Origin of the sequence: Halomonas sp. B23F22_3, from assembly GCF_043496965.1 — a bacterium.
Taxonomy (GTDB): domain Bacteria; phylum Pseudomonadota; class Gammaproteobacteria; order Pseudomonadales; family Halomonadaceae; genus Halomonas.
This window is the reverse complement of sequence record NZ_JBIEKG010000002.1, coordinates 61284-83711: the sequence shown is the minus strand read 5'-3', so window position 1 is coordinate 83711 and position 22428 is coordinate 61284. Positions and strand designations below refer to the sequence as shown.

Genomic DNA, 22428 nt, shown 5'->3' with positions numbered 1-22428 from the left:
GCCCCAGACTCGCCCCCACGACCCGAGGCCATGCCCGAGCCCATGACCGCCACTGCGACAGAGCCCGTGAAGGAAGAGCCCGTGAAGAAAGAGCCCGGCCATATCGATCCTCAGGGCGAGCGCCTGGCCATCCGAGGCGACTGGACGCTCGAGCACCACGCGAGCCTGAAGCGCCAGGTCGAGCGCCTGGCCCAGGGCCGCGAGCCCTCTGCCCAGGGGCTCGATCTGGCACCGCTCGCTGCCCTGGATACCGCCGGCGCGGTGCTGCTGATGGAGCTGACCGGCGCCGAGCGGCTCGCCGCGATCAACGACTGGGCGCCGACGCTGCCGGCGACCCGCCGCGCCCTGCTGCGCACCCTGGGCGAGGCGATGGTCGACCGCCCGGCCCCCACCGCCCCGCCCCGCCGGCCGCTGCGGGAGGGCCTGGCCCTGGTCGGCCAGCACGTCGAGGGCCTCTACCAACAGCAGCGAGCGCTGCTGGGCTTCATCGGCCAGGTGCTCGCCACCCTGGCCGCCACGGCCTGGCGGCCGAGCCGCTGGCGCCTCACCTCGGTGGTGGCGCAGCTCCACCAGACCGGCCTCAACGCCCTGCCCATCGTCGCCCTGCTGACCTTCCTGGTCGGCGCCGTGGTGGCCTTCCTCGGCGCCACGGTGCTGCGCGACTTCGGCGCCACCATCTACACGGTCAACCTGGTGGCCTTCGCCTTCCTGCGCGAGTTCGGCGTGCTGCTCGCCGCCATTCTGCTCGCCGGTCGCACCGCCAGCGCCTTCACGGCGCAGCTCGGCGCCATGAAGGCCAACGAGGAGCTCGATGCCGTGCGCACGCTCGGCCTCGATCCGGTCGAGCTGCTGGTGCTGCCGCGAGTACTGGCGATGATGCTGACGCTGCCGATCCTCACCTTCGTGGGCATGCTCAGCGGCATCCTCGGCGGCGCCCTGATCTGCGGGCTGGCGCTGGACATCTCGCTCTTCCAGTTCGTCTCCATCCTGCAGCGCGACATCCCCCTCAACCATTTCCTGGTGGGCCTCGCCAAGGCGCCCGTGTTCGCCTTCGTGGTCGCGGTGATCGGCTGCCTGGAGGGTTTCAAGGTCAGCGGCAGTGCGCAGTCGGTGGGCGAGCACACCACCTCGAGCGTGGTGCAGTCGATCTTCATGGTGATCCTGCTCGACGCGGTGGCCGCACTCTTTTTCATGGAGATGGGCTGGTGAGCGAGTCGATGCGGGCATCACGGCCTCAGCAGCCCAGGCGCCAGGAAGCACAGGGCCAGGACGCGTCAACGCCCGAGCCGCTGATTCGGGTGCGCGGACTGGTCAACCGCTTCGGCAAGCACGTCGTCCACGAGGATCTCGACCTCGACCTCTATTCGGGCGAGATCCTCGGTGTGGTGGGCGGCTCGGGCACCGGCAAGTCGGTGTTGCTGCGCAGCATCGTCGGCCTGCTGCGGCCAAGCGAGGGGCGCATCGAGGTGTTCGGCGAGGATCTCCAGCGCCTGGCCCCCCGGGAACGCTCCGCGCTGGAGCGCCGTTTCGGGGTGCTCTTCCAGCGCGGCGCGCTGTTCACCTCGCTGACCCTCGAGGAGAACGTCGCCCTGCCACTGATCGAGCATGCCGGGCTGGCCCGCGGTGACGCCGAGGCCCTGGCCCGGGTCAAGCTGGCCCTCGCCGGGCTGCCCGTCGAGGCCGCGACCCAGTATCCCGCCGCACTCTCCGGTGGCATGATCAAGCGGGCCGCCCTGGCCCGCGCCCTGGCGCTGGACCCGGAGGTCCTGTTCCTCGACGAGCCGACGGCGGGCCTGGATCCGATCGGCGCGGCGGCCTTCGATCGCCTGATCCTGACCCTGCGCGACGCCCTGGGCTTGAGCGTCTTCCTGGTCACCCACGACCTGGACACCCTCTATACCGCCTGCGACCGTGTGGCCGTGCTGGCCAGGCGACAGGTCCGGGTCGCCGATCGCCTTTCGGTGGTCGAGGCCACCGACGACGCCTGGATCCATGACTATTTCCACGGCCCCCGTGGCCGCGCCGCCCGGCGGGCGGCCCACCCGGCAGAGGACGCCTGACCATGGAACCCCGCGCCCACCATGTCCTGATCGGGCTGTTCACGGTGATCACCCTGGGCAGCGCGTTGCTGTTCGCCCTGTGGCTCGGCAAGTCGAGCGTCGATCGCGACTACGCCTGGTACGAGATCGGCTTCAATCGCGCCGTCAGCGGGCTGTCCGAAGGCAATGCGGTGCTCTACAGCGGCATCGAGGTCGGCGACGTGGTGCGGCTGCGCCTCGATCCCGAGGATCCGCGCCGGGTGCGGGCGCTGATCCGCGTCGACAGCGAGGTGCCGATCAGGCAGGACACCCGCGCCAGCCTGGCGCTGGCCAACATCACCGGCACCAAGCACCTGCAGCTCTCCGGCGGCACCCCGGAGAGTCCTCGTCTCGAGGGCGACATCGACGATCCCCCCTTGATCCAGGCCGAGCCCTCGCCGCTGAGTTCGCTGCTCTCCGGCAGCGAGGCGCTGTTCACCAAGGTGGACCGCCTGCTGACCAATGCCAATCGGCTGCTCTCCGAGCAGAACGCCGAGCACCTGACGCGCACCCTGGGCCACCTGGAGACCCTCTCGGGCTCGCTGGTCGAACAGCGCGGCAGCGTCGGCGAGGCCATCACCGGGATCGGCCGCGCCGGCGAGCAGGCGACGGCCACCCTGCAGCGCTTCGAGCGCCTCGGCGAGCGGGCCAACCGGCTGCTCGACGAAGAGGGCACCGCGGCGCTGCAGGACGCCGGAGAGGCCATGCGCTCGCTTTCCGCCACCGCCGCACGGCTGGACCGCCTGACGGCACGCCACACGGACTCGCTGGATCGCGGCCTGCAGGGCGTCGGCGAGATCGATCCCGCCATGCACGAGCTGCACGCCGCGCTGCGCACCCTCAACCGGCTGCTGCAGCGCCTCGAGGAGAACCCCGCGGAGGCCCTGCTGGGCCGTGACGAGATCCAGGAGTTCCGCCCATGAGTCCGTTCCGCCGGCACGCCAACCGCGCCCTCCCCTCACGTCTCAGCCGGCTGCCGCCCCTGATGCTGGCCGGGCTGCTCGCCGGGTGCAGCGTGATCCCGAACGGCGAGCCGGTGCGGCTGTTCACGCTGCCCGCGCCGACGCTGCCGGCCTCCATCGAGGCCCCCCGCGCGCTGACCCTGCGGGTCGATACGCCCGCTGCCGGCGCACCGCTGGACGGTCGGCGCCTGCTGATCAAGCCGACCCCCGGGGAGTTCCAGGCCTACGGCGGGGCGCGCTGGCGCGACGACGCCCCGCGGCTGCTGCGTGATCATGTGATCGAGGCCCTCCGCCGCGACGGCCGCCTGGCCGCCGTGATCGACGAGACCAGCCGGGCGCAGAGCGACGCGGCCCTGACCAGCCACCTGGGGGCCTTCCACGTCCGCTATCGCGAGGGCAGGCCCGAGGTGGTGGTGCGACTGGATGTCCAGCTGCTCGACGACAGCAGCCGCAAGGTGCGCGCGAGCCGGCGCGTCGAGGCGGTGGTGGCAAGCGAGGGCGACGGCCTCGAGGCCGTGGTCGCGGCCTTCGGGCGCGCCGCCGACCGGCTGGCCATCGAGGTGGTCGACTGGACGCTGGCGCAGCTGCCCCGCGCCTCGTCCTGAGCACGCCTCGGCCGGGGCATCGCATGGCGCAGGCCGGCGCCGATGCTCCTCCATGTCGCAACCACCCCTCAAAACGCGTCCATTTCGTGCATTTTCCCGCAATGATCGGCGATTTTGAGCAAAAACAAACGATCGATAGCCGATCTCAATGTGCTGTTCTCTTCTCGTTTCCCCAGCACCGCGGTGGGAATGGCACGCCGCTCGCACGATATCCCAGGCACGGCGCCGAACCGTTCGGCAGAGGCCGTCGGCCGGCCGTGTCACCACCACGCAAGGGGTACACGCGATGGGACATCCATTCTGCAAGCGCATCGAACAGGTCATCTCTCCAACACTCGCGGTGCGGGGCATCGCCTCTCCGATCATGCCGGACGTAGCACGACGACGATTCGGCAGGCTGGCCGTGGGCCTGGTGCTGGTGGCCGCCCTCACCGCCTGGCTGCCCGTGCGTCGTGTCGGCGCCGGGGCCCTCGCCTCATCCGCTCCCCTCAAGGAAGATGGCCGGGGCACGTCCCAAGCCGCGGCCAGGGCCAGGCCCTTTGCCGGTCGGGCCGGGCGGCACGCTCGCCAGGCCGGCGGCATGAATGGGATGACGTGGGACGAGTCGACGTTCGGCGAGCCGACCAGGCTGCGGCGCGTCGGCGGCCGACGGATGCGCTCGCCCAGGCCCGTCGCCCACTCCGGCCTCTCCGTGGCCACGCCGGATGACCTTCGCCGGGGCCTCGACAGGAGTCATTGACTCTCCGGCCTCAGTCGGCTTCCAGCCGCGCCACCGCTCGCTCGACCGCGGCGCGATAGCCGCCGCCGAACAGCAGCAGGTGGTTGAGCAGCGGATAGAGCTGGAACAGGGTCTCGCGCCTCGGCCAGTCGGCCGGGGCGCGGCCGTTCCAGTAGGCCTCGAAGAAGGCGTCGCCCGGCGCGCCGAACAGCGTCAGCATGGCCAGGTCGACCTCCGGATAGTGACGATAGACCGCCGGGTCGATGATCGCCGGCCCCTCGGGTGTGAAGAGCACGTTGCCCGACCAGAGATCGCCATGCACCAGGCTCGCCGGGGCATCCGGCAGCCACGCCTCGAGTCCGTGGGCGATGGCCTCGATACGCCGGCGCAGTCCGCCATCCATGAGCCCGCGCTCCTGGCAGGCCGCGGCGAGCGGCAGCAGGCGCCGCTCGCGCTGGAAGGCGCGGCCATCGACGAGCGGCGCATTGGGCTGGGGCGTGTGGCCGCAGGCATTGTCGCGCGGCCAGCCGTGGGCGTCGCCCAGATCGGCGTGCAGCGCCCGCAGCCCCTCCCCCAGGCGCGCCGCATCGCCCCCCGCGTGCCCGCGCTCCAGCGCCTCCATCACCAGCCAGCCGTCACCCTCGGCCAGCACCTCGGGCACGATGAGCCGCGTGCCCGCCTGGCGCAGAGCGCGCAGGCCGTCGGCCTCGCCGGCCAACCGCGCGGGATCGTCACGCTTGATCACCACCGCTCCCTGATCGGTCATCAGGCGCCGGACCTCGGCGATGTCGCCACCGCCGAGGGAAACGGGCTCGCCCCGGGGCGTCAGGGACACCGAGGCCAGCAGACGCGCCAGTCTTCGCTCCATGGGGTCATGCCTCCCGAGTCGTACCGATGCCCCCGAGGGTCGCCACTCCGGCCGGCGCTGTCAAAGCGATGGGAGGGCCGGACGACACCAGGCGATCAACCAAAAAAAGACCGCCCCGTAGGGCGGCCAAGGAACACAAGCGGGAGATATATGCGTCAGAGCTCGTCAGGCGGATCGCTGGGGAATCACTCCGGCATCAGCACACCATCGATCACGTGGATGACGCCATTGCTCGCCTCGATGTCTGCCTGGATGACGGTGGCGTCATCGATCATCACGCTGCCATCCATGGTGGTGATGGTGATGTCCTGGCCCTGCACGGTGGTGGCACTGTCGGCGGACATGGCGTCCTCGGCCATGATCTTGCCGGGCACCACGTGATAGGTCAGCACGGCCTGCAGGGTCTCCTGGTTCTCGGGCTTGAGCAGGTCCTCGACGGTGCCCTCGGGCAGCGCGGCGAAGGCCTCGTCGGTGGGGGCGAAGACCGTGTACGGGCCCTCGCCCTTAAGGGTCTCGACCAGCTCGGCCGCCTTGACCGCGGCGACCAGCGTCTCGAACTGGCCCGCGCCCACGGCGGTGTCGACTATATCCTTCTTCATGCCGTGGTCATCGGCCTGGACGCCGCCGGCGAGCATCAGTCCCAGCATGCCGACGCCGAGGGCACGGGTCACGGGGGCGGTGAAGGGGGCAGCGATGGAAGTGGTAAGGGTCTTCATGGGGCACTTTCCTCTTGTAGAACCGCGGACGCATCTCGTCCGGAAGAGTGAGTCGCGCTCGACTTGCAACATCCGGCGGAGGGCGCTCTGCCTCAACCTGTACAGAAGTTAGACTCTGTATAGATATTGGACAAGTATTATTTTTCTCCGCAGCCTCTTTTTCACCGCAACATCATGGCTGACGCCGCCGGCGCGATATGGCACAACGAGAGGCACATTGCCCAGAGAGGAGAGTCGACCATGTACAAGCTGGCCTTCTTCGTGCCGATGGCGGATGCCGAGGCCGTCAAGGAAGCCGTCTTCGCCACCGGGGCGGGACGCATCGGCGACTACGAGGCGTGCTGCTTCCAGACCCCGGGCACCGGGCAGTTTCGCCCGCTGCCGGGGGCCGACCCGCACATCGGCCGGGTCGGCGACCTGGAACGGGTCGAGGAGCTGAAGGTGGAGCTGGTCTGCGAGGATGGGCTGATCCGCGAGGCGGTGGCCGCCCTCAGGGCCGCCCACCCCTACGAGGAGCCGGCCTTCGATGCCTGGCGGCTCGAGGCCCTCTAACGACGACGCCACGGGCGCATCGGCCCGTGGCGTCGTCGTCCCGAGGGGTAGGGCCCTAGATGAAGCCCAGCAGTCGTGGCAGGAAGAGCGACAGTTCGGGCACGAAGGTGGTCACCAGCATGACCGGGATGCCCACGAAGGCGATCAGCTGCAGCGCCGGGGCAAAGGTCTTGTGGATCGACACCCGGCCGATGCGGCAGGCCATGTAGAGGATCGGGGCAACGGGCGGACTGTTGGCTCCGATCACCACGGAACAGGCCACGATGGCACCGAAGTGCACCGGATGAATGCCGGTGTCCACCATCAACGGCAGGAACAGCGGCGCCACCACCACCGTCACCGAGACATCATCGAGGATGGCGCCCGCCAGGATCAGGAAGATGTTCACCGCGATCAGGATCAGCAAGGGGTTCTGGATCAGGGTGGTGATCAGCTCGGTGAGGTCCTGCGGCACGCGCTCGAAGGCCAGGATGCGGCCGATCATGAACGAGAAGAGCAGGATCAGGATGATCGAGCCGGTGGTCTCGGCGGCGGCCACCACGCTGCGCGAGAAATGCGTGAAGGACTGGTCGCGGTAGACCAGAAAGCCAATGACCAGGGCCGCGAAGGCCGCCACGGCCGCCGCTTCCGTGGGCGTGAAGACCCCGCCGTAGATGCCGCCCAGGATAATGAACGGCAGGCTCAGCGCCGGTAGTGCCCGCCAGGTCGCCATGCCCATGGAAACGGGCTTGCCGCTGCCCTCGCGCTTGCCGGCCACCTCCTGGAAGAGTCGCCCACAGGCCAGACGGTTGGCCAGGATGAGTCCCACGATCAGCAGCAGCGCCGGCCCCACCGTGGCCGCGAACAGCGCCGCCACCGACTGCCGCGTCACGACCGCGAAGAGGATCATGGTGATGGAGGGCGGGATCAGGATGCCCAGCAGCGAGGAGATACCGAGCAGCGCCGAGGAATAGCCGCGCGGGTAGCCACGCTCCTCGAGCGGGCCGATCATGATGGTGCCGATGGAGGCCACCGCCGCCGTGGCCGTGCCGGCAATGGCGCCGAACACCCCGGAGGCCAGCACCATGGAGGCGCCCATGCCCCCTCGCCGCTTGCCGACCAGCGTCTCGATGAAGGTCACCAGGCGACTGGCGATGCCGCCGCTCTGCATCAAGTAGCCGGTCAGCACGAACAGCGGCAAGGCGATCAGGATCACCGAGTCCACCGAGCGGAAGCCCTGCATCATCAGCGTATCGAGGTTGGCATCGTAGGCCAGCGCCAGGTAGGCCAGCACCCCGGCGAAGGACCAGGCAACGGGTACGCCCAGCCCCATCAGCAACAGCAGCAGCAGGATCGCGAACAAGCCTTCCATCAGGATCTCTCCTCGGCGAGCGAATGACCGGAACGGGCCGCACGGATGGCCACGCCGCCCTGCCAGACATCACGCAGCGCGTAGACGAAGCAGCCGATGCTGGCGAGCATGATGGCCGCCTGGGAGACCCACAGCGGAATCGACAGCTCCGGGGTGTGCTGGGGACGCTGCACACCCCAGGCCAGCATGCGCAGGGCCCACCAGACGAAGCAGGCGCTGATGATGGCCACGATCACCGCCACCAGGGTCTTGTGCAGCGCCTGGAGGCGGGCATCGCGCAGCTGCAGCTCGAGGAAATCCACCACCAGGTGTTCACGGCGACGGCTGGCGATCAATGCCCCGGTCATGTAGAGCCACATGCCGGCGAGCATCACCAGCTCCAGGATGCCGACCAGCGACCAGCCGAAGACGTAGCGCGCCAGGATCAGGAAGAGCATCAGCCCCATGACGAGCAGGCTCGTCACGAAGGCGACGGCATCGAGCAGCCAGCCGACCTTCTCGTCCAGGGTCTTGAAAAAGGGTTGCATGGGAGGGCCCTCGCAACGGGTGATGCCGGCCCGAAGACGGGCCGGCACCAGGGTTCAGGAGGACAGCGTCACAGCGACGTGGCGTTGGCGCGAATGGTGTTCATGATCTCGGCGCCCAGCTCTTCCTCCATGAGCGGCCAGACCTCATCCCGGGCGCGGCGGGCGAAGGTGTCGAGGGTTTCCTCGGGCAGGGCGAAGTACTCCATACCGTCTTCCTGCGCCTTGGCGATGTAGTGCTCGTCCCGCTCACGGGCGGCGACGAACTGCCGCTCCATGATCTCGTGGGCCGCCTCGCTGACCACCTGCTGGTGCTCCTCGCTCAGGCGATCAAAGCTGTCCATGTTCATGGTCAGGATGCCGGTCATGAAGAAGTGCTTGGTGTGGACGTAGTAATCCAGGGTGTCGCTGAAGTATTCATAGGGCCAGTAGATGACGTTGCCCGCCTCGCCATCCACCACGCCGGTCTGCAGCGCGGTATAGACCTCGCCCCAGTCGATGGCGGCGGTCTGGTACCCCAGGGCCTGCATGGTCTGCGGTGCCGGGAAGACCGGCATGGTGCGCACGGTGAGCCCCTCGGCGCTCTCGATGTCGAGCGCGTACTGGTCGCGGGATGCCACGCCGTTGAACCCCTCGGGCCAGGGACCGAAGAACTTCAGGCCGATGTCGGCGAAGATGCCGCCCAGCAGGTCGTTGACCCAGCCCCCGGGGCTGTAGGCCTCGATGGCCTCGTCCCAGGAGCGCGTCATGTAGGGGGTGTAGATGACGCCGATGCGCTTGTCGTAGGAGGTCATCGGCCAGCTGAGCATCATGTCGACCTCACCCGCCACCAGCAGGTCGAAGACCTCCTGCTGCCCGCCCAGCTCGTTCTGGTAGTAGACCTCGACCTCGAGGTCGCCGTCGGACTTCTCCTCGATCAGCCGACTCCACTCGTCGAGGGTATCGCCCGCCGGTGATCCCTGGGTGCCCGAATCGGTGGCCAGGCGCAGTTTGGCGGCCTCGGCATCGAGGGGCGCGCCGGCCAGCAGGAGGGCGGCGGAAAGAGCGGTCAGAGGGACAAGGCAGGTCCCCTTCGGCAGAAGCGTCATGGCGGTATCTCGCGACTTGTTGTGATTGGCAGGCACTGTTTACCGCCCGCCAGAGAGCCGGTCAATCGACGCCCCAGGGAGGACAAATTGGCAGGTTTCGCCTTCTTTAAGGCATGACACTGTGGTTCTGTTCTGGCTGAGAGGCTTTCCCGAGATATTCCACCAGTTTTCATGCCACCTGCCAGCGACCTCCCCTCGCGGCCACCGTTCGAGCGTGTCGCCGCCGCGCGTCTGGAGGTCGTAACGGGACACGAGATGGCGCGACAGCCCTGGAGGCGCCCAACACCTGATCCGGATCATGGACATTGTCTGCCCATCATGCTTACCCGGCCGGTGTCGGCGACCCTGGGGGTATCGGGGAGATCGCGCGGCCACTGGAGACAGCGGGCCAGCCGGCCTATGATGCGAGGCCGCATATCCCGTTCACGATCAGGAGGTTTCCCCATGCCCATCGCCATGATCACCGGTGCCACGTCCGGCTTCGGCCGCGCCGCCGCCCGGCGCTTCGCCGACGCCGGCTGGTCGCTGATCCTCACCGGTCGCCGCCAGGAGCGGCTAGAGGCCCTGAAGCAAGAGCTTGCCGAGCGCGTGGAGGTGCTGACCCTGACCCTCGACGTGCGCGATGCCGAGGCGGTGAAACAGGCCGTCGACTCGCTGCCCGAGGCGTTTCGCGGGGTCACCTGCCTGGTCAACAACGCCGGCCTGGCGCTGGCGCCCCAGCCGTCGCAGCAGGTCGACCTGGCCGACTGGCACACCATGATCGACACCAACGTCACCGGCCTGGTCAACGTCACCCACGCCATGCTGCCGCTGCTGATCGCCACCGGCGCGGGGGCCAGCATCATCAACATCGGCTCGGCGGCGGCCAAGTGGCCCTATGCCGGCGGCCACGTCTACGGCGCCACCAAGGCGTTCGTCGAGCAGTTCAGCTACAACCTGCGCTGCGACCTCAAGGGCACCGGCGTGCGGGTCACCGACATCGCCCCGGGCCTGGCCGAGACCGAGTTCACCCTAGTGCGCACCAAGGGCGACGAGGCCGCCTCCGAGGCGCTCTACCAGGACACCACGCCGCTGCAGGCCGAGGACGTCGCCGAGCAGATCGTCCACGTGGCGACGCTGCCGGCGCACATCAACATCAACTTCCTGGAGATCATGCCGACGCGGCAGAGCTGGTCGCCGACCCACGTCGAAAGGGATTGAGAGCGTCGAGCAGCACCCACACGAACGAGCAGCGCCCCGGGTCGGGGCGCTGTCGATGGGCTGGCTCAGGGGGGCATGAGGGCCGCCGAACTCGAGGGCGGCCGCCGCTAGGCGCTGCCGAAATAGCGCTCGCGGTCCTCGGCGGTGATATCGCTGACGTGCAGGGGGAAGGCCGCCTCTCGCCGGTCGGCGTAGAAGTGGCGCAGGGTGCGCTCGATGGTCGGGAAGGCGAGCTCGTCCCAGGGAATCTCGTGCTCCTCGAACAGCGCCACCTCGAGGCTCTCTGGTCCGGCGTCGAAGCCGCCGGCGAGATCGGCGCGAAAGATCATGTAGACCTGGTCGATGTGCGGCAGGTTGATCAGCGTGTAGAGGCCATGGATCTCGACCTCGGCACAGGCCTCCTCGCGGGTCTCGCGGGCCGCCGCCTCGACGGTGGTCTCGGCGTTCTCCATGTAGCCCGCCGGCAGGGTCCAGAACCCCTTGCGCGGGGAGATGGCGCGGCGACACAGCAGCACCCGGCTGCCGCTCACCGGCAGGGTGCCGGCGACGATGCGCGGATTCTGGTAGTGGATGGTGCCGCACTCGTCGCAGCAGTGGCGGGGGCGATCGTCCCCGTCCGGAATCGCGAAGCGCACGGTATGGCCACAGTGACTGCAGAAGTTCATGGCGCTCCCTGGCAGGCCGGAGGGCGGCATGACGGCCGCCCGGTCAGGGCTTGACGCCGCTCATGGCGGCCGAGTAGAAGGAATCAAACCCGATGGAAGCCCCATGTTAGAGAACCTTCGTGAACGCCTGCAAGCACACCGCCCGCGCCGGATCAGCCGGCGCCTGCCCGAGGCGTCGGTGCTGCTGCCCATCGTCGACCGCCCCGAGCCGACCCTGCTGTTCACCCGACGCGCCGGCCACCTCAATACCCACAGCGGCCAGGTCGCCTTTCCCGGCGGCAAGCGCGAGCCGGGCGACGCCGATCTGCTGGCCACGGCGCTGCGCGAATCCCGGGAAGAGATCGCCCTGCCCCCCGAGCGCGTCGAGCTGCTCGGGCGGCTATCGGACGTGATCTCGCTGCATGGCATCCGGGTCACGCCCTGGGTGGGGCTGATCCCGCCCGACCTGCCGCTGACCCCCGACCCCGGCGAACTCGACGCCATCTTCGAGGTGCCGCTGACGCACTTCCTCGAGGACCAGCGCACCCACACCGACGTGATCCGCGTGGACGGCCGGGACTACTACGTGCCCAGCTACCGCGCCGACGGCCACGTGATCTGGGGGCTCTCGGCGATGATGCTGGTGGAGCTGCTCGCCGAGGGCTTCGCCATGCCGATCAGCCTCTTCGAGCGCCCGTCGGGCGACTTGATCCACCTTCCCGAACGCCGAGTCTCCCGCCCATGATGCCGACACGCGACGCCTTCGCCACCGCCCTGCCCCGCGCCCGCCTGGCCGAGCTGGTCGATGCCCTGGTGGAACAGGGCTGGTACGTCGGCGAGGACTTCATCCCCGCCGATCTGTGCGCGACGCTGCACCACGAGCTCGGCGCCATGGCCGAGCACGAGGTGCTGGAGGCCGCCGGCATCGGCCGCGGCCAGGAGCACGCCCTGCGCCGGGACATCCGCGGCGACGCTATCCGCTGGCTGGATCGCGAGAGCCAGGCCCGGCGACAGTATCTGGAGGCCATGGCCGAGCTGCAGCAGGAGCTCAACCGGGCGCTGTTCCTGGGGCTCTTCGAGTACGAGGCGCACTTCGCCCACTACCCGCCCGGCGCCTTCTATCGCCGCCACCTCGACAGCTTCCGCGGCCGCGCCAACCGCGTGATCTCCACCGTGGGCTACCTGAACCCCGACTGGCCCGCGGACGGCGGCGGCGAGATGGTGATCTTCGCCGCCGACGACCCCGAGCGCGAGGTGGCCCGGGTGCGCCCGGAGGCCGGCACCTTCGCCTGCTTCCTCTCCGACAGCGTGCCCCACGAGGTGCTGCCGACCCGCCTGCCGCGCGCGAGCATCGCCGGCTGGTTCCGGCGCAACGCCTCGCTGGGTGGCCTGGTGGACCCGGCACGCTGATGGCGAGTGCAGGCGACCAGGACGAGCACGAGCGGCTCAGGGCGCGCTGCTTGGCACTGGAAGCGGAAAAAGCCGAGCTCGAAGCGGACAACGCAGCGCTGGAAGCGGAAAGAGCGGCACTGGAGGCCGACAACGCCGCCCTCATCGAGAACAACGCGACCCTCGAGGCAGAGAACGCGGCGCTGGACGCCGAGAAGCGCCACTACCAGTGGCTGGCCGACAGCACCACCGACCTGATCTCGCGCCACGCCCGGGACGGCACCTTCCTCTACGCCTCGGCGGCGGCCCGGGAGCTGCTCGGCTTCGAACCCGAGGAGCTGATCGGCGTCTCGGCCTACGACCTCTTCCACCCGGCGGACCTCGCCGACCTGATCAACAAGTCGCCGCGCATCTACTACCACGACGGCTTCTACCAGCAGACCTACCGCTTCCGGGCCAAGGATGGCCACTACGTCTGGTTCGAGACCACCAGCCGCACCCGCCGCGATCCCGACACCGGGGAGCTTCTGGACGTGCTCTGCGTCTCCCGGGACGTCGGCCGACGCCTGCAGGCCGAGGCCCACCGCGAGCGCCTCGCCCGGGTGGTGGAGTCGACCACCGACTACGTGCTGTTCCTCGACGGCGACGAGCGCATCTTCACCGCCAACGAGGCGGCCCGCCGGCTGCTGGCGCACCCGGGGCGCGACCGCCCGGGCCGCAATCGTCGGGAGGGGGATGCCCAGCACCTCGAGCAGGCCTATACCGCCGAGTCGCTGTCCGTGCTGCGCGAGGTCGTGCTGCCCGCCGTGGCGCGCTACGGTTCCTGGAGCGGCGAGCTCGCGATGCGGGGCCCGCGCGGCCCCGTGCCGGTGCTCAGCGTGGTGATGGCCCATCACGGCCCCGCCGCCGCGCCCGACCATCTCTCGCTGATCAACCGCGACATCGGCCTGCGCAAGGCCGCCGAGGCCCAGGAGCGCCGCCACCAGGAGCAGATCGCCCACGCCAACCGCCTGGCGACCACCGGCGAGCTCGCCTCCAACATTGCCCACGAGCTCAACCAGCCGCTGGGCGCCATCGCCAACTACGCCAGCGGCGCGCTGATGCGCCTCGAGGCCGACCCATCGGGCCCGGCCGGCGAGCTTGCGGTGCCGCTCGCGCGGATCAGCGAACAGGTGCAGCGCCTCGCCGAACGGCTGCGCCACATCCGCACCTTCGTGCGCAAGGGCCAGACCCGGCCGCGGCCGGTGGCACTTTCCGAGGTCGTGAAGGCCGCCTGCCGGCTCTGCGAATGGCAGTTCCAGCAGGCCGGCATCGCGCTGGATCAGGCCCTGCCCGAGGATCTGCCGCGGGTGCAGGCCGATCCCGTGGCACTGGAGCAGGTGCTGGTCAACCTGCTGCTCAACGCCCTGGAGGCGAGCCGCCCCCACCCCGGCGCCGACCGGGTGACGCTCAGCGCCCGGCAGAGTGGCCCGCGGGAGGTGAACTTCACGGTCGCCGACCGCGGCCCCGGCGTGCCCGAGGCCGAGCGCGAGCGGATCTTCGCGCCCTTCCATTCGGGTCGCCCCGAGGGCCTCGGCATGGGGCTCGCCATCAGCCATTCGCTGATGGAGGCCATGGGCGGCCGGCTCGTCCTGGCACCGGCCGGCGGTTCCGGCGGCGCCACCTTTGCCGGTACACTGCTCGCCGAACCCGGGCCGCTGCCGCCGGCCCGCTGAGCGCCTTCGTTCACCCCACTTCCTTCGCTCACCCCACCTGGAGGGGCCCGTGCCCGACAAGCCCTGTATCGCCGTGGTCGACGACGACCAGGCCCTGCGCGACTCCCTCACCTGGCTGCTCGACTCGGTGGGCCTCGCGACCCTGGCCTACGGCGACGGCGAGGCGCTGCTCGACGCCGAGCCCGGGCGCCACAACGTCATCCTGCTCGACGTGCGCATGCCCGGCCTCTCCGGCCTGCAGGTGCAGCAGCGGCTCGGCGAGCGCGGCGACGACACCCCGGTGATCTTCATGACCGGCCACGGCGACGTGCCCATGGCCGTACAGGCGCTCAAGGCGGGCGCCTGCGACTTCATCGAGAAGCCCTTCAACCATCAGCAGCTGATCGATACCGTGCAGCAGGCCCTGGCCCAGCACCGTCGCCACCGCCAGGCCCAGGGCCGCCTCGAGGCGCTGCGCGAGCGCTATGCCGGCCTGCGGCCCAAGGAGCGCCAGATCCTCGTGCACGTGGCCGAGGGGCTGACCAGCCGCGAGATCGCCGCCGAGCTCGGCATCAGCGCCAAGACGGTGGAGGTCTACCGCCTGCGCGCCATGAAGGCGCTGGGTGCGGCCAACCTCGCCGAGCTGGTGCGCCTGTGCGTGGCGCTGGAGCTGGTGAGCCCCTACCCCGAGGGGAGCTGACGGGAGGCGGCCTGACCCGAGAGCGAGGACGGCATGTCCGCCGCCTCGCCGTCGTCCAGCTGGATGATGATCTCCACGCGGCGGTTGCGGGCACGCCCCTCGGCGGTGTCGTTCGAGGCGATCGGTCGCGTGTCGGCGTGCCCGGTCACCGTCAACCGTCCGGCCGCCAACGCCTCGTTCTCCAGTAGCCGGTTCGCCACCACCGACGAACGCATCGCCGAGAGATTCCAGTTGCTGGCATAGCGTGCGCTGCGAACCGGCACGTTGTCGGTGTGGCCGCGCACGGCAATGCTTCCCGGAGCGTCCGCCAGGGTGTCGGACAGATCGTCCAGCAGCGCGGCGAAGGAGGGCGTCACCTCCGCCGAGCCCGAGGGAAAGGAGCCCTGCTCGTTGACGCGAATCACCACGCTGCTGCCGTCCCGCGCGACCTTGACGCCTCCCTCGGCGATGGCGGGGCGAAGCCGCTCCTCCAGGCGTCGCTGCAGCGCCTTCAGTCGCTGCTCCCGCAGCCGATGGGTATCGAGCAGGGGGCGCTCACGGCTCGTCGTCTGGCGCACCTCGTCTCGCAGGGTCGGCTCGGGCTCGGCCGGCGAGAAGCGATCCATCACCGCGCTGGTGCCCTTGGGGATGGTCTCTGCCGGCACGTCGCGCTGAACGCCGAACGCCCGGGACATCTCCCCGGCCAGCTGCTTGAAGCGCTCCAGGTCGATCTCGGCAAAGGAGAGCAGCAGCACGAAGAAGCAGAGCAGCAGCGACATCAGGTCGGCGTAGGTCACCATCCAGGCCGGAATCTCGTTCCCGCTACGCGATCGCTGCCTAGCCATTGGACGCGCCCTGCTCGGCCGGCTCCTCGATCGACGGCGCATCGCCTTCGCCGCCCTGCTTGCGCCGATCCCGCACGTCATCCGGCAGGTAAGTGAGCAGCATCTGCTCCACGATCCGCGGGTTCTTGCCGTCCTGGATCGCCATCAGGGCATCCGTCCACAGCGACTGGAGCTTCTCCTGATGATCCATGCGGGTTTCCAGCTTCTCGGCGATCGGCTTGGCGACGATGTTGGCCAGCAGGACACCGTAGAGCGTCGTCAGCAGCGCCACGGCCATGGCCGGGCCGATCGATGAGGGATCGTCCATGTTGGAGAGCATCTGGATGAGGCCGATCAGGGTTCCGACCATGCCCATGGCCGGCGCCACGTCGGTCAAGAGCCTAAAGGCCTTGGCCCCCGTCTGGTTGCGATCCAGGGTCATCAGGCGCTCCTTGTCGAGCATCTCCTTGACCACCTTCTGATCGAACCCGTCCGCCAGCATCTGCAGGCCCTGCTGGAGGTAGCGCGAGCGCGTCTCGAACCCCTCCAGCGCCAGCAGGCCCCCCTTGCGCGCCAGTTTCGACACCTCGAGCATCTCCTCGATGGTCTCGGAGGTATCCGGCAGGGTATTGCGAAAGGCGCGGCTCGCCGCGCTGAGCGCCATGCGGCACTCGCTGAAGCGCAGCTGTGACAGCACCACCATCAGGCTGCCGCCGAACACGATCAGCAGGCTGACAGGGTTGAGAAATATCATCGGCGAGTCGCCGAGCCCTATCGCGCCCGAGATCAGGGCAACGGCACCCAGCATGCCGATGATGGTTGCAAAATCCATGGCCTTTTCTCCGCCTCTTCTAGTGTCCCTGGCGCATGTTGCCTGATGCAGAACCTAAATTAACACCCACTGTTACTGCACCACAGCATACATTATCTGGCCTGACGTGCTGCCTGCCATCCCGGCGGGAATCGGCCCCGTTGATCCGCGGCCCCCTGGCCCGAGCCCGGCTCGCCATGACGAGGTCGGCATCGAGATCCCTACCTACACTGCCATCAGGCACCCGGCGAAACGCGGGTGCCCTGGCCTGTAAAGGGGGGAGGTCGAGATGAACCGGACGGACGTCAGGACCCTTCAGCGATTCCTCGCCAAGAGCGGCAGCTACCGAGGCAAGATCGACGGCCTGCGCGGCCCGAAGACCCGCGCCGCGGTGAAGACCGCCCTCGACGCCCATGCCGCCCTGGTGCCGGCGGCGGCCGCCACCTGGAGCGACCGACGGCGCGCCGTCACCTGCCTGCAGGTCGCCTGTCGCCTGAAGAAGATCGAGGTCGGCCCGATCGACGGCCTGTGGGGCCCGCAGAGCGAGTACGCGGCCGAGGTGCTGGCCACCATCCAGGAGACCGGCCAGCCGCCCGCCCCCTGGCGGGATCAGCAGCCGCTGGAGGCCAACCCCAACGGCTGGGTCCGCGAGGCGGAGCTCCATCAGGCGCTCGGCTCACCGACTCGCAAGCCGCCGATGGTGGTCGTCCCCTGCCCCTGGCAGCTCTGCCTCGCCTGGGACCTCGGCACCCACCCGAGCGGGATCGGCTGCCACGAGAGGGTCGCGGAGAGCCTGACGCGCATCCTCGCGCGAGTGAACGATCACTACGGCCCCGAGCGCCTCCGGGAACTGGGGCTTCACCGCTACGGCGGCTGCTACAACAAGCGGCGCAAGCGGGGCGGCACCGCCTGGTCGACCCACGCCTGGGGCATCGCCATCGACTGGGACCCCGCCCATAACAAGCTCAAGTGGGGGCGCGACCGCGCCCGAATGGCGCGGCCGGACTATGACACCTGGTGGCAAATCTGGGAGGAAGAGGGCTGGGTCAGCCTCGGCCGCACGCGCAACTTCGACTGGATGCACGTGCAGGCGGCCAAGCTCTGAGCCGACGCGCGCGTCAGTCGCGCAGTATGGTCATGCGGCGGGTCTCGTCCTCGGGGAAGACGCGGCCGGTCTTCAGCGCGGCGAAGAGGTGCAGGAAGACCACGCCGGGCTCGCCGAAGACCTCGCCCGAGCGGAAGTAGGAGTGCCCCTTGGGGTAGTCGTAGCGGGTGTTGACGTCGTCGCAGTCCACGGCGAAGACGTTGCGCCCCACCTTCGCCATGTCCTCCGGGCCGGAGTGGCCGAGGCGCCGCGAGGCGATGCGGTTGCGCAGGTTCGAGGCCTTGCTGGCGCGCAGCGCCAGGTCATCGGAGGCGAAGTAGACGGTGACGTTGCGCGAGGCATGCGTGATGGGCTCGCCGGCGTTCCCCTCCTCCAGCGACTCGTTGACGATATCGGCGGCAATCAGGAAGGTGTTGCGGAACAGCAGCGGCACGCCGCCCGGCAGGTAGTACTTGCGCCACAGCCGCAGCGTCTCGCGCAGCACCCGGTTGCCCATGGAGTGAGCCAGCACGTTGATGCGCTTGAGGCAGGGCGTGGGGTCCTTCGCGAACTGGTCGCCCTCGCGCCAGTCGAGGAAGCGCTGCAGCACCCGGGCGAAGGAGAAGGCGCTCAGGTCCGCGGACTCCTGGTCGTCCCAGTAGTCCTTGACGATGCCCAGGTCGTTGTCGCAGGGCCAGATCAGCGGCACCACCAGCACCTCGCCGGGGTCACCGGCATCGCAGAGGTCCTGGAACTCGCGGGCCGCGGCGAACACGTCCTCGGGCAGGTTGGAGAAGCCGTGGATATAGATCAGCACCTGCCGCGCATTGGACTCCTTCAGGCGCCGCAGGAAGGCCGTGCTGCCGACTTCCTGGTACTGCCCCGCGCCGACCTCCTCGCAGTAGAAGACGGAGTTGCTGGCCGCGTTGTTCCTGAGGTCGAAGTCGAAGGGGCGGTTCGCCCGGGTGCGGATGCTCTGGGTGGGAAAACGATTGGTGATGAAGAGCATGAAGGACCACCTCGCGGTGAGCGGCAGGTGGCCCTGCCCGGTTCCTTCAAGCTAGCACAGCGCCCCCGCCCGACCAGGCGGGCGGGAGCCCGGTCGAGCGCAGGCGCGCGGCGCCCGCCGCCTCAGGCCTTGAGCACGTAGCGCAGGATCTCGACCACCTGCTCGGTGGTGGTGGCCCAGGCCATGGCCGAGGCGTCGACCTCCTTCAGCGGGTGGATGATCGACTCGCCGTGGAGGGTGACGTAGGGCTTGCCCAGCGCCGCGCAGTAGCCGGCATCGAAGGCCGCATTCCACTGCTTGTACTGGTCACCGAAGCGCACCACCACCAGATCGCTCTGCTCGATCAGCGTCTTGGTGCGGATGCCGTTCACCTTGGACGACTTGTGGTCGCGCCAGAAGCCCTCGCTCTGCGGGCCCAGGTGATCGCCGGCGGCGTCGCTGGCGTCGTGATCGGTGACCGGTGCGGTGAAGACGACATCGAGGCCCGCGGCCTCGGCGCCGCGCTGGATCTCGTCGCGCCAGTCGGTGTGGATCTCGCCGGAGAGATAGACGTAAAAGCTCATGCGGGCTCCAGAACAGGGAAATGTGACCGCCATGGTAGCCCAGCCGTGGTGCGAGTGGAAATCCCTTCCATATATGAGAGGCGCCTCACCGAGCCCGCCTGTAAGGCCGGGAGCCGCATCTCGACAGAGCGCCATGAACGCAGGCTCGAGAGGAGACCGATCATGAATCTCAAACGCTGGTGGATGGCCCTCGCCCTGGCGATCGGCCTGGCGTGGTCGCTAGGCGCGGCCGCCGACGGACGTATCTTCACAAGCGATGGCCTGGCCATCGGCGGCACCGACCCGGTGGCCTACTTCACCCAGGGCGAGCCGGTGGCGGGCTCCCCCGAGTTCCAGTGGGAGTGGCACGAGGCCACCTGGCAGTTCGCCTCGGCCGAGCATCGCGACCTCTTCCAGGCCGACCCCGAGGCCTATGCCCCGCAGTACGGCGGCTGGTGCGCCTGGGCGGCGGCCAACGGCGAGGCCGCCTCGACCGTACCCGAGGCGTGGAAGATCGTCGATGACAGGCTCTACCTGAACTACAGCAAGTGGATCCAGTGGCGCTGGGAGCGCGACATTCCCGGCAAGATCGAGGCGGCTGACGCGCACTGGCCGGATATCTTCGAGGGGTGAGGCGACGGAAGCGCCGGGGGTGCATTTTTCGGTTGAGCGCCTCGCCATGGCTAAGGCAGGATGAAGGTTCAGGAGCACATGCCAGGGACGGATCCATGGCCTACCCCCGGAGAAGCCAAATGCAACCGCTGAGCTATTACTACTACAACGTGCTGGAAGGTCTCGAGAAGCCGAGCGACGTGCCGTCGACTCTCCTGCAGGAGGGCTACGACATCCTCTACCGCCACGGCGGTCGCGTCGAGATGGACCTCATCGCCAAGGCCGAGGACGGCGACGCGCGCGGCGAGCCCTTCCACTGGTACGAAGACCTCGATGCCGAGCAGCGGGCAAAATTGCACAAGGCGCTGGAGGACAACAACCCGGCGAAGATCCTCAAGGTCATGCAGCGCAATGGCTACGCCGGCGTGCTCTACCACCACGCCAGGGCGCACTTCCAGACGGCCGCCGACGTCGCCTAGGACGTACCGGCAGCGCAACGAAAAGGGCCCGCGATATCGCGGGCCCTTTTGCGTGTTGAAGGATTGTTATCCGGAGCTTGAGCAGGCGGATTAGCGCTAGCAGCGCATACAGCTCCCGATCGGGAAGGGCTGGAAACGGCCAGAAGCTGCCATTCAGTAAATACTGATATACTCACGCCTTTTGGGCTGAGTTGCTGATGCCGGCTCGAAGTGGTTCAGATAACACCTGAAACAATTAGTTTGCCGGATCTGACCCAGCCGCCTGCTGTGTCACTTACATCTATATGAACTCGGGGCGTACTCGGCGTATCACATCTGACACATCGCCAATCACGTCCCCGCAATACTGAACGAATGCATCGTCAACCTCGACCAATGTCGATACCTCTGATACATCACCCTCGAATAAAAAGGACTCGTCAGGTAGCTTTATTCTGAAAGGCAGCGTTTTAGCCTTCGCAACAAGAGCATCGTAACTGCGACCACGTCCATGCTTGATCACGTTGATAGCCAAATACAGATCATCAAAGCGTTCTTTCGTATCTAGCTCTCCTTTATCAACCAATATTTTCTTGGTCCTACCAAACCCATTAGAACATCCCAGACCATCTTGCAGATTGGCTTCAAAAATAGAAAACATGCCAACCGACAAGATCGCTTTTTGAAGCTGTATCATTTGAAGAGTTTTTACTAATGAGGTAGCACCGCTTGTTTGGAGTGTTTCAATCGCACTCTCGTTCGCCTCCCTTAGAGCCTCAAGGGTAAACGTTGCGCACCTATCAACGAGCTCTGTAAAGCCGTGCATAGAAACTCCAAAATTGGCAAGTCATGCTTATTCCATAATCAAGCACGAAAGCTGACTAACGCTTTGCTCACCGGGAAGTTAGGAGCGCAGCGAGTAATTTTCCGTGTGCAGAAATTTGTTAAGCGACTGCCTGCATTTTTGCCATTTCATTTGTAATATTCTCAACTTCTTTTGTGATTTCAGCGGCCCTTTTCGCATTATCTTTGTCAGACTCTTTACCATCTTGAATATTCTTTAATTCAATCAATAGAAGCTGCTCTATCTCATCAAGCAGGTAGTGATGGGCAGAATGCCCATGCTTGTCTATATACTCTGACCTAGAAGGAAGAACTGTTTTTAGCAGTTTATTTGGATGCTCAGAGTTAAGAAATCTTTCTGCGTCGTCCACGCCAACTTTTAATATTTGCATCTTCGCAACGGCAGACATAATTACTGAGGAGAACGCTGAATAATATGCCCAAGCTAGTGGAGTTATGAACGGCCTCGCTAAAGCTGCTCCTGATAGATCTAGGTTTGCAGGATCGAAGTTACCGCTAACAATTTCCATGAAATTTCGAAAATTAGGATTTTTAGCAGATTCCGTTGCGCATGTTTCAAACTTCAAAATCGCCAATGTTGAAGACACATGCTTCGCCTTATCTAGTTCTTTCACCGCTCCCCATATTTGATCTATCGCTTCTAATTTTCTTTGGTAGAGGGCCTCTTGTCTTGTAATTAACCCAGACATAGCACCTGACCGAAGAGACTCGATTTGTGCTTCTTTTGACTTGAGCTCGGCGCGAAGAATTTCGAGCTTTGAGTCAAATTCATTCTTGACACTATTTGTGAGGCGAGTTGATATTAGGGATCTCGCTAACCATAAGGCTCCACCAAATAGCGTAGTAGTTGTCAGTGCTGGTAACCAGTTAGTTAGTTGACCCACAAATTCCCCTCACTTCAGATTGTGCTTCAATTATTAGACGGCGCGTTCTATGATTGGACAAACGTGCCGGCACGTTTGTCCAGCGAATGCTGCCTACCAAGATTCTCGCAATCCTTTGATCCTTTCGACTATTAACTAACATTAGTCTATATATCTAACACGCGCACGCTTGCTGCCTTTGCCGGCATGGTCTCTTAGTATCGGTTTGCGATCGATTGGAGGCTCCAGCACACGTCGAGCATGTACTGGACCATCCTATACATTCCATCCGT

At 66.9% G+C, this 22428-nt stretch carries 25 protein-coding genes; 13 read left to right on the top strand and 12 right to left on the bottom strand.

Features of this window, described 5'->3' with window-relative positions; genetic code table 11:
* Positions 1 to 81 precede the first annotated feature (81 nt).
* Genes ACGTNG_RS04070 through ACGTNG_RS04055 form a run of 4 tightly spaced genes read left to right on the top strand, consistent with a single transcriptional unit; the run spans position 82 to position 3645 of the window.
* Positions 82 to 1209 carry an ABC transporter permease gene (locus tag ACGTNG_RS04070; RefSeq protein WP_394575653.1) on the top strand — a complete coding sequence of 376 codons (1128 nt, stop codon included), beginning with the start codon at positions 82 to 84 and terminating at the stop codon, positions 1207 to 1209.
* The gene (locus tag ACGTNG_RS04065) at positions 1206 to 2060 is read left to right on the top strand and encodes an ABC transporter ATP-binding protein (RefSeq protein WP_394575652.1); all 855 of its coding nucleotides are present in this window, start codon (positions 1206 to 1208) and stop codon (positions 2058 to 2060) included. The genes ACGTNG_RS04070 and ACGTNG_RS04065 overlap by 4 nt, the downstream gene beginning before the upstream one ends.
* A 2-nt stretch (positions 2061 to 2062) precedes the next feature.
* The gene (locus ACGTNG_RS04060) at positions 2063 to 3001 is read left to right on the top strand and encodes an MlaD family protein (RefSeq protein ID WP_394575651.1); all 939 of its coding nucleotides are present in this window, start codon (positions 2063 to 2065) and stop codon (positions 2999 to 3001) included.
* Positions 2998 to 3645 carry an ABC-type transport auxiliary lipoprotein family protein gene (locus tag ACGTNG_RS04055; RefSeq protein ID WP_394575650.1) on the top strand — a complete coding sequence of 216 codons (648 nt, stop codon included), beginning with the start codon at positions 2998 to 3000 and terminating at the stop codon, positions 3643 to 3645. The genes ACGTNG_RS04060 and ACGTNG_RS04055 overlap by 4 nt, the downstream gene beginning before the upstream one ends.
* A gap of 749 nt (positions 3646 to 4394) precedes the next feature.
* Here ACGTNG_RS04055 and ACGTNG_RS04050 read toward each other — a convergent pair.
* Both ACGTNG_RS04050 and ACGTNG_RS04045 read right to left on the bottom strand, forming a co-directional pair.
* Complete coding sequence (locus ACGTNG_RS04050; RefSeq protein WP_394575649.1) at positions 4395 to 5231, bottom strand: fructosamine kinase family protein; 837 nt, start codon at positions 5229 to 5231, stop codon at positions 4395 to 4397.
* A 185-nt stretch (positions 5232 to 5416) separates the two neighbouring features.
* Positions 5417 to 5947 (bottom strand): fasciclin domain-containing protein, encoded by a 531-nt coding sequence (locus ACGTNG_RS04045; protein ID WP_394575648.1) that lies wholly within the window; start codon positions 5945 to 5947, stop codon positions 5417 to 5419.
* A gap of 240 nt (positions 5948 to 6187) precedes the next feature.
* Between ACGTNG_RS04045 and ACGTNG_RS04040 the strand changes: the two genes are divergently transcribed.
* Complete coding sequence (locus ACGTNG_RS04040) at positions 6188 to 6499, top strand: YqfO family protein (RefSeq protein WP_394575647.1); 312 nt, start codon at positions 6188 to 6190, stop codon at positions 6497 to 6499.
* A gap of 55 nt (positions 6500 to 6554) precedes the next feature.
* On the opposite strand, the gene ACGTNG_RS04035 is transcribed toward ACGTNG_RS04040, so the two are convergent.
* From ACGTNG_RS04035 to dctP, 3 genes are all read right to left on the bottom strand, one after another.
* Complete coding sequence (locus ACGTNG_RS04035; protein ID WP_394575646.1) at positions 6555 to 7850, bottom strand: TRAP transporter large permease; 1296 nt, start codon at positions 7848 to 7850, stop codon at positions 6555 to 6557.
* Positions 7850 to 8377 (bottom strand): TRAP transporter small permease, encoded by a 528-nt coding sequence (locus ACGTNG_RS04030; RefSeq protein ID WP_394575645.1) that lies wholly within the window; start codon positions 8375 to 8377, stop codon positions 7850 to 7852. Before ACGTNG_RS04030 ends, ACGTNG_RS04035 begins: the two co-directional genes overlap by 1 nt.
* Positions 8378 to 8445: 68 nt before the next feature.
* Complete coding sequence (dctP, locus tag ACGTNG_RS04025; RefSeq protein WP_394575644.1) at positions 8446 to 9462, bottom strand: TRAP transporter substrate-binding protein DctP; 1017 nt, start codon at positions 9460 to 9462, stop codon at positions 8446 to 8448.
* A 444-nt stretch (positions 9463 to 9906) separates the two neighbouring features.
* Here dctP and ACGTNG_RS04020 point away from each other — a divergent pair, with 444 nt between their 5' ends.
* Positions 9907 to 10662 carry an SDR family NAD(P)-dependent oxidoreductase gene (locus ACGTNG_RS04020; protein WP_394575643.1) on the top strand — a complete coding sequence of 252 codons (756 nt, stop codon included), beginning with the start codon at positions 9907 to 9909 and terminating at the stop codon, positions 10660 to 10662.
* A 107-nt stretch (positions 10663 to 10769) separates the two neighbouring features.
* On the opposite strand, the gene ACGTNG_RS04015 is transcribed toward ACGTNG_RS04020, so the two are convergent.
* Positions 10770 to 11327 carry an NUDIX hydrolase gene (locus ACGTNG_RS04015; RefSeq protein WP_394575642.1) on the bottom strand — a complete coding sequence of 186 codons (558 nt, stop codon included), beginning with the start codon at positions 11325 to 11327 and terminating at the stop codon, positions 10770 to 10772.
* Positions 11328 to 11430: 103 nt separating this feature from the next.
* Here ACGTNG_RS04015 and ACGTNG_RS04010 point away from each other — a divergent pair, with 103 nt between their 5' ends.
* Genes ACGTNG_RS04010 through ACGTNG_RS03995 form a run of 4 tightly spaced genes read left to right on the top strand, consistent with a single transcriptional unit; the run spans position 11431 to position 15089 of the window.
* Positions 11431 to 12051, top strand: coding sequence for a CoA pyrophosphatase (locus ACGTNG_RS04010; protein ID WP_394575641.1), 621 nt, complete (start codon positions 11431 to 11433; stop codon positions 12049 to 12051).
* The gene (locus ACGTNG_RS04005) at positions 12048 to 12716 is read left to right on the top strand and encodes a 2OG-Fe(II) oxygenase (protein ID WP_394575640.1); all 669 of its coding nucleotides are present in this window, start codon (positions 12048 to 12050) and stop codon (positions 12714 to 12716) included. Before ACGTNG_RS04010 ends, ACGTNG_RS04005 begins: the two co-directional genes overlap by 4 nt.
* The gene (locus ACGTNG_RS04000; protein ID WP_394575639.1) at positions 12716 to 14410 is read left to right on the top strand and encodes a PAS domain-containing sensor histidine kinase; all 1695 of its coding nucleotides are present in this window, start codon (positions 12716 to 12718) and stop codon (positions 14408 to 14410) included. The genes ACGTNG_RS04005 and ACGTNG_RS04000 overlap by 1 nt, the downstream gene beginning before the upstream one ends.
* 49 nt (positions 14411 to 14459) lie before the next feature.
* Positions 14460 to 15089 (top strand): response regulator transcription factor, encoded by a 630-nt coding sequence (locus ACGTNG_RS03995; RefSeq protein WP_394575637.1) that lies wholly within the window; start codon positions 14460 to 14462, stop codon positions 15087 to 15089.
* Here ACGTNG_RS03995 and ACGTNG_RS03990 read toward each other — a convergent pair.
* Positions 15071 to 15913: a flagellar motor protein MotB gene (locus tag ACGTNG_RS03990; RefSeq protein WP_394575636.1), complete on the bottom strand. Its 843-nt coding sequence runs from the start codon at positions 15911 to 15913 to the stop codon at positions 15071 to 15073. The genes ACGTNG_RS03995 and ACGTNG_RS03990 overlap by 19 nt on opposite strands.
* Positions 15906 to 16724, bottom strand: coding sequence for a MotA/TolQ/ExbB proton channel family protein (locus tag ACGTNG_RS03985; protein ID WP_394575635.1), 819 nt, complete (start codon positions 16722 to 16724; stop codon positions 15906 to 15908). Before ACGTNG_RS03985 ends, ACGTNG_RS03990 begins: the two co-directional genes overlap by 8 nt.
* Positions 16725 to 16992: 268 nt before the next feature.
* On the opposite strand from ACGTNG_RS03985, the gene ACGTNG_RS03980 reads away from it, so the two are divergent.
* Positions 16993 to 17808: a peptidoglycan-binding protein gene (locus ACGTNG_RS03980; protein WP_394575634.1), complete on the top strand. Its 816-nt coding sequence runs from the start codon at positions 16993 to 16995 to the stop codon at positions 17806 to 17808.
* 13 nt (positions 17809 to 17821) lie between these two features.
* Here ACGTNG_RS03980 and ACGTNG_RS03975 read toward each other — a convergent pair whose 3' ends face one another.
* Positions 17822 to 18796: an alpha/beta hydrolase gene (locus ACGTNG_RS03975; protein WP_394575633.1), complete on the bottom strand. Its 975-nt coding sequence runs from the start codon at positions 18794 to 18796 to the stop codon at positions 17822 to 17824.
* 122 nt (positions 18797 to 18918) lie between these two features.
* A complete protein-coding gene (locus tag ACGTNG_RS03970; protein ID WP_394575632.1) occupies positions 18919 to 19359 on the bottom strand; it encodes a YtoQ family protein in 441 nt (146 codons plus the stop codon).
* A gap of 162 nt (positions 19360 to 19521) precedes the next feature.
* Between ACGTNG_RS03970 and ACGTNG_RS03965 the strand changes: the two genes are divergently transcribed.
* Together ACGTNG_RS03965 and ACGTNG_RS03960 are read left to right on the top strand one after the other, a co-directional pair.
* The gene (locus ACGTNG_RS03965) at positions 19522 to 19971 is read left to right on the top strand and encodes a YHS domain-containing (seleno)protein (protein WP_394575631.1); all 450 of its coding nucleotides are present in this window, start codon (positions 19522 to 19524) and stop codon (positions 19969 to 19971) included.
* A 119-nt stretch (positions 19972 to 20090) separates the two neighbouring features.
* The gene (locus ACGTNG_RS03960; protein WP_394575630.1) at positions 20091 to 20429 is read left to right on the top strand and encodes a hypothetical protein; all 339 of its coding nucleotides are present in this window, start codon (positions 20091 to 20093) and stop codon (positions 20427 to 20429) included.
* Between the two features lie 280 nt (positions 20430 to 20709).
* On the opposite strand, the gene ACGTNG_RS03955 is transcribed toward ACGTNG_RS03960, so the two are convergent.
* Positions 20710 to 21234 (bottom strand): hypothetical protein, encoded by a 525-nt coding sequence (locus ACGTNG_RS03955; RefSeq protein ID WP_394575629.1) that lies wholly within the window; start codon positions 21232 to 21234, stop codon positions 20710 to 20712.
* Between the two features lie 118 nt (positions 21235 to 21352).
* Positions 21353 to 22156, bottom strand: a complete 804-nt coding sequence (locus ACGTNG_RS03950) for a hypothetical protein (protein ID WP_394575628.1) — start codon at positions 22154 to 22156, stop codon at positions 21353 to 21355.
* Positions 22157 to 22428: the final 272 nt, after the last annotated feature.